Here is a 12,233-nt window from a genome sequence, read left to right on the forward strand (position 1 = left end):
CCCATGGTCGAACGCCCCGGCGGCGTGAAGACCGGCGCCTGCTTCATTGCCGGGATCACGGCCCTGTCGCTGCTCGCCCGCCTCGCACCGGGTCGCGGCCGGCCCGTTGGAACGGGCCGGCGGTACCGGTCAGGGCAGCGGCGTGCGGTGGAGGTTGATCAGCAAGCGCCAGACCCGGCCCGTGATCTCGACGGGGGTGGCCTCGATGAGACCGTGCAGCCAGTCGGCGAGCACGCCGGCGAAGGCCGCGGCCACGGCCGAGGCGATCAGCTCGGGCTCCGGCGCGCCGGCGAGGGCGCGCTCGGCCTGGCTGCGGGCGCGCAGGTCGCGGTGGAGGACGCGGCCCAGCGGACCGCCGCCGCCTGGGCGGAGCAACTGCCGGTAGAGCCCGGCGTGTTGGGGGAGGCGATCGAAGAAGGCGAGCAGGGCGGGCGGCGGGGTGGCGGGGTCGGGTACGCCGCGCCAGGCGTGCAGGGCGTCCACGGCCTCGCGGACGATCTCGGCACAGGTGTCGACGGCGAGCGCCTCGAGGTCGGCGTAGTGGAGGTAGAACGTGGCGCGGCCGACCCCGGCCCGGCGCACCAGGGCCGCGACGCTGACCTTGTCGAGGGGGCCGCTCGCGCACTCCTCCAGCAGGGCCTGGCGCAGCCGGGCCCGGGTCCGTTCGGTGCGGGGATCCTCCGGCATGGCGGTCACCCGGCCAGCAGGACCGCGGCGAGCGCCAGAGCACCCGGCAGTGCCTGGGCGATCAGGATGCGCCGGTTGGCGGTGAACCCGCCGTACACCCCGGCGACCACCACGCAGCAGAGGAAGAAGACCCTGACCTGGAACCCGGTCGGGTCCCCGGCGAACAGGCTCCAGAGCAGGCCTGCGGCCAGGAAGCCGTTGTAGAGCCCCTGGTTGGCGGCGAGCGGGGCGGTGGCCCGGGCCAGGGCCGCGTCGAACCCGGAGAGCTTGCGGCCGGGAGCCTGCTCCCACAGGAACATCTCCAGCACCAGGAAGTACAGGTGCAGCGCAGCCACCAGGCCCACCAGCACGGTCGCAGTCGTCTCCATCGGCGTAGCCACTCCCTTGTGTGCCGAAGCAGCTCCGGCACTTCTTGGACGAGTGTCCAGAATATATGGACAGCTGTCCAGGAAGTGCAAGTCCGCGCCATGACCACGTGGACGCGCAGCCCTGCTCTACGCGCCTGCGTGAGCGCGTAGACCGCTGTCAGGAAGGAGGACTTCGCTGTGCCACCCGACGCGGAATCGGTCGTCGAGACGCGATCGTGAGCCGGCCGGCCAGCCGGCAACCGGGGCCGGCGTGCGAGCGTCAAGAAGTAGGAACACGGCCCGGACATCAAGTGGCGGCCACCGGCGCATCCCCGGTTCCACGTGCACTTCACGCCCACCGGATCGTCCTGGCTGAACCTGGTGGCGCGGTGGTTCGCCGAGCTGGCCGACAAGCAGATACGGCGAGGCGTCCACGAGTCCGTCCGGGCCCTCGAGAAGGACATCCGCGACCGGATCGCCACCTGGAACAGCGACCCGAAGCCCTACGTCCGGACCAGGACCGCGGACGACATCCTCGAACGCCCCGCCGGCTCTCTGAACAGATCCCGGCGCAGAACGCTGGAAGAAGCCGGGCGCTTCGGGCAGTACGAGACGAGGAGGTTCTTCGTCTCCTGGTGGTCCACGGGGATTACCCGGGTTGGCCGGCAACGATGTTCGTCCGGGCATGCTCGGCCGGGCTCGCTGTCCGCGCGTGGTCCGGATCTTGGTTGCATCGGGCCTCGGGCGTGGGATCAGGCACGGGTGCAGACGTGGGTGGTAGTACTGCCCGAGTGTTCGACGTGGCGGATGGTGAGGTCGCAGAGTCGCCGAGGCCGTCCACGCAAAGGCGCGCGGTGTAGCGGGCGGCCCAGCCGGCTACTCGGGACGGCTGCGAGGGGTCGTCGCGGACACCGGGGTGGACGTCGAGGATGCCGGCGACCAGGCCTTCTACGATGGCGGGGATGAACGCGCCGACGAGGCAGGCGTGTTCTCCGTACCCGAAGGTGGTCAGCGGCTGCCGTCGCCGGCGGAGATCGAAGGTGTCCGGCTGCTCGAACACCGTCTCGTCGCGGTTCGCGGAACCGATCGCGGCCAGGACCTGTGCACCGGCAGGCAGGCGTGTGCCACCCAGCTCCACCTGTCGGGTGGTCATGCGCTCGACGAGCCCGAACGGTGGCATCCATCGCAGGACTTCGTGGACGGCGTCGCCGAGGAGCTCCGGGTGGTCCCGGACGAGTCCGCGCTGTTCCGGGTCGTTGAACAGCGCGACCAGGAGGCTGCCCGCCGCCCACCCCGGTTCGGGAAGGGACGGGAGGACCACGCGGATCGTCGGGAGTACCTCTGCGACGCTTCGCGGACAGAGGCCTCCAGGGGTGACGTGCCGCCACCGTGCGGTCGCCGAGGACGGGTCCGGGCCGAGGTTCTCGAGCCAGGGGGTGAGCGTGGCGTCGAGCTCGGTCATGGCGGCGGCCGACACCGCGAGCTTGGCGGGGTCTCCCGGATTCAGGGCGCCCAGCCACAGGGCCCGTGCCATGCGCAGCAGGGTCGTGCTGTCGACCTCGAGGCCCAGCATCCATCGGAACACCTCTGCCGCGACGGGTTGCAGGACCTCGCCCATGAGGTCCGCTTGCCCGTGCATGCCCGAGACCCGCTCGATGACCAGCTTCCGTGCGTGCTCTCGGGCCAGACCGGCCCGTTCGGGCGCGAAGAGCTCCTCGACGCTGGCGCGCAGGCCTTTGTGGACGTCGCCGCTACTGGACAGGATGTTCTCCGGTCCGAGAATCTCCGAGATGGCGGACGGAAAGTCGGTGGTGAAGCCATCGCTGTCGCTCATCACCTGACGCACGTCCTGCCAGCGCGTGACGAGCCGGCAGCCGAGTGCGGGGATCTCGGCCACAGGGTGGTCACGTCGAAGCCGCTGGTAGATCGGATAGGGATCCGCGTGGAGCGCCTCCGGCGTGATCGTGTCCAGGAACGAGGTCATGGGGGCCTCCCGAATTGCTTCGCAGGTGGTCTTCGGTCTTCGTTGATCTACGGGGACCCCGGTGGGGAAGCGCCTCGATGTCCGAGCTTCCGAGGTGACGGGCCGACGGAGGCGCCCTCGGCGTGTTGCCCCGCACGCGGGGACGTGCGGGGCAACATCGGCAGGTGGCTGGCCGGCGGTTGTGGTCCGGCTGCCGTCCGCGGGTCAGCGCTGGCGGGGAAGCGGGGGCCGCTCGGCGTCCTGTTCGGCGGAGCGGTCAAAGGCGCCGGGGCGGGAGAGGTCGTCAAGGAGCTCGTCGATAAGTTCCTGCGTGACGTGCGGCATCACGTAGACGTGGCTGTAGTCGTGCCGACGGCCACCGAGGTTGAGCGGAACGCAGGCGAGCGAGTACTTCTGCGCGATCTCGGCGCGGGGCTGCTGGAACCAGACGCTGAGCGCGTGGTCTCCGTGGCCGACCTCGATGCCGTCCTCGGCCCAGGGCTCGCCGCGTTCCCGCAACTGCGCGCTGAGACTCCGGAGGCGTTCCGCCGTGTACTCGGCGATCCGCAGGACCTCGGCGGCCTGCCGTACCTGCTGCTCCTCGCTGAACTGAGCCAGGTGATTCCACATGGCCAGAGAGGCGAATCCGCTGCGGGAGCCGGCGAACGTGCTGTCCGGGGAGGAGACCACCGCAGGGTCCGACGGCGGCCGCAGCTTGGATCCCGCACGGGACATGTAGATCCCGGTGGGGACGGGCGCACCAGGGTACTTGTGGCCGCTGGTGACGATCGAGGACACCTCGGGAATCCGGAAGTCGAACACCGGCGGCGCGCTGTCGATGAGTCCGCGGTCGCGGGCCTTCTCCAGGTAGGGGGCGTAGGCGCCGCCCAGCGCTCCGTCGACGTGGATCCAGTAGCCGTTGCGGACACTGACCCGCTTCGGGTCGTCGGGGTCGAAGCGCACGGTGCGGTCGACGAGGCCGTGCTTCTCGAAGATCGGGCGCAGGCGCTCGCACGCGGTCTGGACGTCGTCGTAGGCACCCTTGAAGACGCTGCCCACGTTGAAGTTCACCAGGACGGGGTGGCCCTTGGCGGCGAAGAACTCTACGAGGGCGACCAGGGCGTCGACGTCGACGGTGCCGGGTCCCTCGTCGCCACCGGTGGTCGGGACGCCGCCGAGCGGCCAGCCGTTGTAGGTCTGCATCCCGGTGCCGGCCACGTTGATGGGGCACTCCCCGGGGTAGAGGCTGCCGCCCAAGTCGTAGAAGGTCGGGATGTCCAGCACCCGCATCGCCTTGATGTGGGAGTAGTGGGTCTCCTGCGAGAAGAACGCCACCGGGGAGTAGGCGTTGGGGTTGTCGTCAGGGTGCTTGGCCCGCAGGTAGCTGGTCCGGCAGCTGGCTTCGCCGGAGACCTCGTCACGCACCAGGGCATTGCCATCGAGGTAGTCACGCGCGTTCCACATCGCGTACAGGTTGCCCTCGGTGCTGCCCATGGACAGCACGTACCCCCACCCGTCCTCGTCCCCGGGGCGGGCCGGGTTCTGGGGCAGGGGGGCGTGCCACAGGCGGGCGTAGTGCTCCAGGACCGCCCGCTCCAGCCACCGCGAGTGAAGACTGTAGTTGCTGTCGACGAACGGGTCCCCGATGTTGTTGATGTGGTGGCCCAGGAAGCGTCCGAGGGCTGCGTGGCCGTCGAGCGACAGGTTGACCTGGTACCCCAGCAGACGCCGGCTCCGCTCGCCGAGGTACCCCTCCAGCTTGGAGAGGACCGCGATCCGCTGCTCGTCGGTGTAGGCGTCGGTACCCAACCGGTAGTCGTCGTTGGCCGGAATTGTCGCCAGAGGCGTATCCGTGCGTTCGGTAATCATTCCATGTCCGATTCTGAGCAATTTCCCGAAGCGGCATTCAGGTGCGGGATCGCCGCCAGACGGCAACGGCTTCGGCAGGTGCTCGTGTCCAAAGAGATGAAGGCGGTAGCGAGAGTTGTCCGCCGGTAAGGCGTTCAACGGGCGGATCGCTGACGCAACCCGTCACCGGGGTGCCGGACTGCGCAAACGGCGGCAACCGCCATGTTCGGCTGTCCTGTCCAGGGCCTCGCGGGACACAGGATATGCGTGACGTAACGCCCCGATGACCCACCTGTCTACGTTTGCTCCCACTCTCATCATTTCGGGTGAGACGGGTTTATTTTGAATTCCCTGGAAGCCCCTTCGAGAGTGACGTTTCGGCGGCTCTCGGGATAGCGGCTTCGGGTCATAAAGAGGTGCACGAATGGCCGAATTCGGCGCTTGGGGAGTATCGGAGCGGTGAGCAGCTGCTCCGCCAAGCGCTGGTGGGCGCGGTCGCTGACCCGACGAAGCAGGGCGGAGTCGGTCTGGGCCTCCTGCACGGCCTACCGGCCCCTGCCCGAGCACGAGAAGGCCCAGCTCCAACCAGGGCGGACTTGACCGCCGGGTTGGGGGTGAGGCCGAAGCAGAGCGGTCGGCACACAGCGCCGGGTTGGGGCCTTCGCGACCGCGTCGACGGGCACCGCGACCTCGGGTCTGTCCGGAGCGGCGGCTACCAGCGCTACCCTGGCCTGGCTGGGCGGAGGGTCGCTGGTGGCGGATGCGGCAACCCGCAGGTTCGCCGCCGCCACCATGGAGACCCTGGACGTCAGGAGACGGTGCGGCGCCCCGCCGCCGTTACGCGGGCCTGGCCAACGCCCAGCGGGCCGGCCATCTCTTCGAGGTGGAGCACACGCTCACCTTCAACCAGGCCGCTGCCGGCAGGAGGCTCGCGTGCGCGCTGAGTCGAGGTAACCGCCCGCTTCGGCTGCTTCCCGAACGAGGGGACGTCGTCGCCATGTCCTTGTGGGTGGAGCAGCCGGTCGCGACTGTCATCCGTTCATGGAGGCTGCCAGGGCATCGTCGCCACGAGTGACTGAAGTACGCCGTTCTGGACCGTGGCTGGTCCGGAAGCTGCCCCTGAATGGATCCATTGGTTACGCGCAGTGTTCGTGCGGCATCGGCATGCGCCTCACGCGCTGGGTGCCTGGAGAGGGCAACATTCTTTCCAGGCACCCGACTTCACTCCGCTAGAAGAAGCCGAGCTTCTTCGGGGAGTACGAGACGAGGAGGTTCTTCGTCTGCTGGTAGTGCTCCAGCATCATCTTGTGGGTTTCGCGGCCTATGCCCGACTGCTTGTAGCCGCCGAAGGCGGCGTGTGCCGGGTAGGCGTGGTAGCAGTTCGTCCAGACGCGGCCCGCCTGGATCGCGCGGCCCGCCCGGTACGCCGTGTTGATGTCGCGGGTCCACACGCCCGCGCCCAGGCCGTACGCGGTGTCGTTCGCGATGCGGATGGCGTCCTCGAAGTCCTGGAACGAGGTCACGGACACCACCGGTCCGAAAATCTCCTCCTGGAAGATCCGCATCCGGTTGTCGCCCTCGAAGATCGTCGGCTGGACGTAGTAGCCGCCGGCCAGGTCGCCTCCGTGGTCGATGCGCTCGCCGCCGGTCAGGATCTTCGCGCCCTCCCGCTGGCCGATCTCCACGTACGACAGGATCTTCCGCAGCTGCTCCTCCGAGGCCTGCGCGCCGATCATCGTGTCCGTGTCCAGCGGATGCCCCGGGACGATCAGCTCGGTGCGGGCGACGGCCGCGTCGAGGAAGTCCGCGTACCGGCCGCGCTCGATCAGCGCCCGCGACGGGCTCGTGCACACCTCGCCCTGGTTGAGGGCGAACATGGCGAACCCCTCCAGGGCCTTGTCGCGCAGCTCGTCGTCGACCGTCCAGATGTCGTCGAAGAAGATGTTCGGGCTCTTGCCGCCGAGTTCGAGGGTGACCGGTTTGAGGTGTTCCGCCGCGTACTGCATGATCAGCCGGCCCGTGGAGGTCTCCCCGGTGAACGCGATCTTCGCGACGCGCGGGCTGGACGCCAGCGGCTTGCCCGCCTCCTCGCCGAAGCCGTTGACGATGTTCACCACGCCCGGCGGCAGCAGGTCGGCCACCAGGCTCAGCCAGTAGTGCACGGAGGCCGGCGTCTGCTCGGCCGGCTTCAGCACCACCGTGTTGCCCGCCGCCAGGGCCGGGGCCAGCTTCCACACCGCCATCAGGAGGGGGAAGTTCCAGGGGATGATCTGCCCGACCACGCCGAGGGGCTCGTGGAAGTGGTAGGCGACGGTGTCGTCGTCGAGCTGGCTGAGGGCGCCCTCCTGGGCGCGCAGGGCGCCCGCGAAGTAGCGGAACTGGTCGATGGCGAGCGGCAGGTCGGCGGCCAGGGTCTCGCGGATCGGCTTGCCGTTCTCCCAGGTCTCCGCGACCGCCAGGGCCTCCAGGTGCTCCTCCGTCCGGTCCGCCATGCGCAGCAGGACGGCGGCCCGTTCGGCCGCCGAGGTGCGTCCCCAGGCGGGCGCGGCCGCGTGCGCCGCGTCGAGGGCGCGCTCCACGTCCTCGGCCGTGCCGCGCGCCACCTCGGTGAAGGTCTCGCCGTTGACGGGGGAGGGGTTGGCGAAGTACTGCCCGCGGACGGGTTCGACGTACTCGCCGCCGATGAAGTGGCCGTACCGGGACGCGTACGACATCAGCGCGCCCTCGGTGCCGGGTGCAGCGTAACGGGCCATGGTGTCCTCCCCTTGCCGGGCTCGGCCGCCGTCGGCCGGCGCTCGGCAGGAGGCTAGGAGCGCGCAGGTTGCGGATACGTTGCACGGCGGCGGAGCGGTGGTACGGCGCCGAGTTCGCCGTCCAGGGAGCGTACGCGGGCCAGCGCCGCCGGGCGGTCCTCGGGCGGCAGGGCCGCGGCCAGGGCCCGCCACACCTCCGGGTCGTCCGCGCCCCACGGCGTGCACACCCAGTCGGTCAGCAGCCCCGCGTCCGCCCGGGCGATCACGGCGGCTCGCGCCTGGTCCTCGATGCGGCGGCGCATCCGTGCGATGCCGGGGGCGGTGGAGGAGGGCAGGAGGGGGCCGGCGTAGTGCTGGAGGGCGGCCGAGACGGCTCCGGCGGCGAGGTGGCGGGTGACGGCGGTGAAGTCGGCCTGCAGCGGAGCGGCGGTGCGGTAGGGGCGGGAGAGCGGTGCGCGGGAGCCCAGCAGGCCGCGCAGCCGTGACATCTCGGCGCGTAACGTGACCGGTGACACGGATTCGTCCTCGTAGAGCTCGATCGCCAGCTCCTCGCCGGTCAGCCCGTCGGGATGGTGCGCGAGCAGGGCCATGATCTCGCTGTGCCGCCGCCCCAGGCGGGTCCGTGCCCCGTCGGCACCGACCAGCAGGGCCTCGTCCTGGCCGAGGGCCCGGAGGGTGTCCCCGGCGGCCGCGGCCACGGGGTCCAGCAGGGCCAGCTGGGACTCGGCCGCGCGGGCCACCGCCTGCACGAAGGCGAGCGAGTGGGGGTGGGCCAGGCCGTCGCCGCCGGTGATGTCCACCGCGCCCAGGACCCGGCCGGTACGGGGGGCGCGCACCGGGGCCGCGGCGCACGTCCAGGCGTGGACCCGGCGGCTGAAGTGCTCGGCCCCGAGGACTTGGACCGGCTTGCCGACCGCGACCGCCGTGCCGGGCGCGTTGGTGCCCATCGCCGTCTCGGCCCACCGCGCGCCCGGGACGAAGCCGAGGCGCTCGGCGCGGCGCAGGGTGGCCGGTTCGCCCTCCACCCACAGCAGACTGCCCCGGGCGTCGCACACCGCCAGCAGGTGCGACCCGTGTGCCGCGAACGCCCCGACCAGGTCCCGGATGAGCGGCATCACCCGGGCGAGCGGGTGCTGTGCCCGGTACGGCCGCAGCTCCGCCTCCGCCAGTGCCACCTCGGGCGCGCAGTCCGGGCTGACGCGGGCCCGGGCGCAGCGCTGCCAGGACCTCGCGATCACCGCCCGGACCGGGGCCTCGACGCGACCGTGCAGGGTGAACGCGGTGTGCGCCCTGCGCAGTGCGCGCCTGTGCTCGGCGGGGTCGGCTCCGGCAGGCAGTGCCAGCGGCGGCTCGTCCATGTCACCCTCCCGCGGATTCCGGAGCTCCCGCAGCCCCGGAAGCGCCCCATCGTCGCCGCGGCGCGGGACGGCGACAAGGCCGTGCCCAGCCACTCCGTGTCGCATCGCCGTCGCCCGGTGTGCACGGAGCGCAGCTGCGGGCGGGCTGCGCCGGGTCGGGTCGGGCCGACCCGGCAGGTTCCGTCGGGAACGCGCCGGCGCCGTGGTGCGTTGAGCCAGGTGACGGCGTATTGATCGATGACGGGTGGAGGTGTCCGCTGATGTCCAGGCGTGCGGGTGTCGCAGTTGCCGGAGTCGTGGCAGCCATCGTGGTGTTCTGGCTGGTCGGGTTCTGGGCCGGGCTGCTGGTCCTGGTCGGTGTTCCGGCGGCGGCCTATCTGCTGCTGGACCCCTCCCAGCGCCGCCGCCTGCGGGGCATATCCAGGAAGCAGCTCGGCCGCTGAGCCCGTCGGGAGGCGTTCCGTCCGGCCCGCCTCCCGAGCGGGCCCGGGCGGGTCAGTAGTCGTCCCGCATCAGCTCGGTGGCCCAGTCGAGGTGCGAGAAGGACTCCAGCCCGTACAGGGACTCCGGGCCGAAGCGGCCGGAGTCCAGGCGGATCAGCGCCCTCTCCCGTTCCCAGTCGTCGTCGGCCACCTCCGCGCGGCCGCCCACCACCACGCCCACCGGCTCGGACTGCACCACCATCTCGTCCCCCTCGTCCTCGCTGGTCTCGGCCGATCGGTCTGTCAATGGGGCAGGCCGGGCGGCCGGGCGCGGCCGGGCCCCTCAGGCCGGTCGTACGGAGATGCGGTCCAGCGCGGCCAGCAACTCCGGAAGTCCCCGCTCCCCACCCGGGGGCACCGGAAGGACCTCGTTCGGCTCGTCGTCCAGCAGGACGAAGGCCGCGCCGTCGGTACGGGCCACCAGCGACCAGCCGGGCCCGTCCACCCGGAGCATGCGCGCGTCCTCACCGGCGAAGGAGGACCGCACCCGCCCGGGTGGCGGAGCCTTCCGCGTGTAGTCCAGCGCCTCCGAGAGCGCCCGCGCGAGCCCCGGGTGCGCGGCGGCCCGGGCGCCGCCGTCGGCCGCGGCCTGCCCCTGCCAGCCGGCCCACTCCCGGGCGATCTGGTCCGCGCCCATGCGCCGCTGTACCGGCCCCCAGGCGTCGGCGGACGGCGGGGTCAGCGGCACCCGTCCGGTGCCGTCCGCGCCCTGCTCCGGGTCGTGCGGGTCCGGTACGCCGGGGGCGGCCACGGCCAGGTCCAGCGGCCATCCCGCCAGCGAGACCACGATCGTCCGCTCGTCGGGGGACAGGTCGTACTCCATCCCGCAGTCCCAGGAGGCGATCGCGGCGGCCACGAGCGAGACGTCGTCGACGACGACCGTCCAGCGCGCGCCCTCCTCGTCCTGCCCGAGCACCAGCCCGTAACCCTCCGCGGCCGGGGGCACGCCCAGCAGCGCACACGCCTCGGGGAAGTCGTCGCCCAGGACGCTCGGGAACTGGGCGGGGGTCAGCAGCACGGCGGTCAGCACATAGAGCGAACCGCCCTCCTCGTCATCGGACACCTGGCCTCCCGGTCGCTCGCTCGTCGGCGCACCCTAACCAGCGGGTAACCCCCGCGTCGAGAGCCTGCGGGCAGCGATTTCCACGCCGCTACCTGTACGTAGAGTTGACCACCCGCCACAGAAAGGGACACCCGGTGCAGCGCTACAACCGGCTGAGGGAGATCCTCGGTCTGGACCCGGACAAGGACTTCCTCACCATCTACCGGCTCACCGCCACGTACGAGTTCCCCTGGGACTTCACCCGCGCCCTGGAGCTCGCGCTCTTCCGGACCTACGCCGTCCCCAGCATCGGCCGGCTCCTGGCCGAGACCGCCGAGTTCACCGACCGCCCGCAGAAGCGCTACGACGACACCGCGCTGCTCCTCGACGCCGTCGTGGAGCACGGCTTCGAGAGCGAGACCGCGCGCAGCGCGATCCGCCGCATCAACCAGATGCACCGCAGCTACGACATCTCGAACGAGGACATGCGCTACGTCCTGTGTACGTTCGTGGTGATTCCGGCGCGCTGGATGGACGACTACGGCTGGCGCCCGATGACCCACCACGAGCGCCGCGCCTGCGCGAACTACTACGCCACCCTCGGCCGGCACATGGGCATCAAGGACGTTCCGGGCTCCTACGAGGAGTTCGAGGAGACCCTGAACGCCTACGAGAAGGCCCATTTCGGATGGGACGAGGGCGGCCGCAAGGTCGCCGACTCCACCCTGGACCTCATGGCCTCCTGGTACCCGGCTGCGCTGGCCCCCGCGTTGCGCGGGGCGAGCCTGGCCCTGCTGGACCAGCCGCTGCTCGACGCCTTCCGTTTCGAGCGCCCCCGCCCGCAGGTCCAGCGGCTGGTCCGGGGCGCCCTGCGGCTGCGCGGGCGCGCCGTCCGGCTGCTGCCGCCGCGCAAGGCCCCGCACTACGCCCGCCAGAACCCGGAGATCAAGGGCTACCGGAACGGCTACGACGTGGGCGAGCTCGGCACCTTCCCGGTGCCCGGGCTGGGCGGATGCCCCGTACCGCACCCGCGCCGGCCCGCCGGGGCGGAGGCCCAGCCCCCGGCCTGATCAGCCGCGGCGCACCGCGAGGGCCAGGAAGCGCGCGTCCTCGTCGGCGTACGAGACCAGCTCCCAGCCCGAACCGGCCAGCAGCGGGCCGAGGTTGTGCTCGGCCCGCAGGTCGTCCGGGGCCAATGCGCGGCCGTGGCGGGCCGCCAGGGCCGCCCGTCCGATCGGGTGGAACAGCGCGAGCCCGCCCCCCGGGCGGACGACGCGGGCCAGCTCGCGCAGGTTTGCCGCCGGGTCCGGGAGGTGCGCGACGAGCCCGGAGGCGAACACCGCGTCGAGTGCCGCGTCGCGCAGCGGCAGCCGGGCCACGTCCGCGAGCAGCAGGGCGCTTTCGGCATCCCGCCCGGCCCGCCGCGCGGCGGCCAGCATCTGCGGGGTGATGTCCGCGCCGAGTACGGTGCCGGACGGTCCGACAGCGGCCCGCAGTGCGGCCAGGGCCCGCCCGGTCCCGCAGCCCGCGTCGAGGACGCGGTCCCCGGGCCGCAGCCCGAAGTCGGCCACGGCCTCGGCGAAGGCGGGCCCGTCGTCGGGGAACTTCGCGTCCCAGCCGGCCGCGCGCGCCCCGAAGAACTCCTGCACGTGTGCGACGTCTGTGTGTGTCGAGCGGTCTTCCGTCATGGGCACATCGTCCCCCATGGCCCCCCAGGTCCCTGCGTGTGCGGATCGTGGGCAAGGTGGCACGA

The 12,233-nt window shown here is 71.6% G+C and carries 11 protein-coding genes and 1 pseudogene; 3 read left to right on the top strand and 9 right to left on the bottom strand.

Annotated features, from left to right (window positions below; translation table 11 throughout):
* Positions 1 to 129: 129 nt before the first annotated feature.
* Complete coding sequence (locus tag AC068A_RS27215) at positions 130 to 687, bottom strand: TetR/AcrR family transcriptional regulator (protein WP_478588875.1); 558 nt, start codon at positions 685 to 687, stop codon at positions 130 to 132.
* Positions 688 to 692: 5 nt separating this feature from the next.
* Positions 693 to 1,055 (bottom strand): DUF1304 domain-containing protein, encoded by a 363-nt coding sequence (locus tag AC068A_RS27220; protein WP_478588876.1) that lies wholly within the window; start codon positions 1,053 to 1,055, stop codon positions 693 to 695.
* A gap of 303 nt (positions 1,056 to 1,358) precedes the next feature.
* Here AC068A_RS27220 and AC068A_RS27225 point away from each other — a divergent pair.
* Positions 1,359 to 1,571: pseudogene (locus AC068A_RS27225) on the top strand (IS630 family transposase); the annotation flags it as partial.
* A 112-nt stretch (positions 1,572 to 1,683) separates the two neighbouring features.
* Here the strand turns inward: AC068A_RS27225 and AC068A_RS27230 are convergent.
* From AC068A_RS27230 to AC068A_RS27245, 4 genes are all read right to left on the bottom strand, one after another.
* A complete protein-coding gene (locus AC068A_RS27230) occupies positions 1,684 to 3,018 on the bottom strand; it encodes a cytochrome P450 (RefSeq protein WP_478588877.1) in 1,335 nt (444 codons plus the stop codon).
* 204 nt (positions 3,019 to 3,222) lie between these two features.
* A complete protein-coding gene (locus AC068A_RS27235) occupies positions 3,223 to 4,866 on the bottom strand; it encodes a pyridoxal-dependent decarboxylase (protein WP_478588878.1) in 1,644 nt (547 codons plus the stop codon).
* 1,208 nt (positions 4,867 to 6,074) lie between these two features.
* Positions 6,075 to 7,598 (bottom strand): acetaldehyde dehydrogenase ExaC, encoded by a 1,524-nt coding sequence (exaC, locus tag AC068A_RS27240; RefSeq protein ID WP_478588879.1) that lies wholly within the window; start codon positions 7,596 to 7,598, stop codon positions 6,075 to 6,077.
* 53 nt (positions 7,599 to 7,651) lie between these two features.
* Positions 7,652 to 8,956, bottom strand: a complete 1,305-nt coding sequence (locus AC068A_RS27245) for a GAF domain-containing protein (RefSeq protein WP_478588880.1) — start codon at positions 8,954 to 8,956, stop codon at positions 7,652 to 7,654.
* Positions 8,957 to 9,216: 260 nt separating this feature from the next.
* Here AC068A_RS27245 and AC068A_RS27250 point away from each other — a divergent pair, with 260 nt between their 5' ends.
* A complete protein-coding gene (locus AC068A_RS27250; RefSeq protein WP_478588881.1) occupies positions 9,217 to 9,399 on the top strand; it encodes a hypothetical protein in 183 nt (60 codons plus the stop codon).
* Positions 9,400 to 9,451: 52 nt separating this feature from the next.
* On the opposite strand, the gene AC068A_RS27255 is transcribed toward AC068A_RS27250, so the two are convergent.
* Together AC068A_RS27255 and AC068A_RS27260 are read right to left on the bottom strand one after the other, a co-directional pair.
* Entirely contained in the window at positions 9,452 to 9,685 is a 234-nt protein-coding gene (locus AC068A_RS27255; RefSeq protein WP_478588882.1) for a hypothetical protein, read from the bottom strand.
* Positions 9,686 to 9,721: 36 nt separating this feature from the next.
* Positions 9,722 to 10,501, bottom strand: coding sequence for a hypothetical protein (locus AC068A_RS27260; RefSeq protein ID WP_478588883.1), 780 nt, complete (start codon positions 10,499 to 10,501; stop codon positions 9,722 to 9,724).
* Positions 10,502 to 10,635: 134 nt separating this feature from the next.
* Between AC068A_RS27260 and AC068A_RS27265 the strand changes: the two genes are divergently transcribed.
* Positions 10,636 to 11,550 (top strand): oxygenase MpaB family protein, encoded by a 915-nt coding sequence (locus tag AC068A_RS27265; protein WP_478588884.1) that lies wholly within the window; start codon positions 10,636 to 10,638, stop codon positions 11,548 to 11,550.
* Here the strand turns inward: AC068A_RS27265 and AC068A_RS27270 are convergent, their stop codons facing one another.
* A complete protein-coding gene (locus tag AC068A_RS27270; RefSeq protein WP_478588885.1) occupies positions 11,551 to 12,168 on the bottom strand; it encodes a methyltransferase domain-containing protein in 618 nt (205 codons plus the stop codon). It abuts the gene before it with no gap.
* Positions 12,169 to 12,233: the final 65 nt, after the last annotated feature.

The sequence above is a fragment of the Streptomyces sp. NPDC043854 genome, assembly GCF_056436005.1.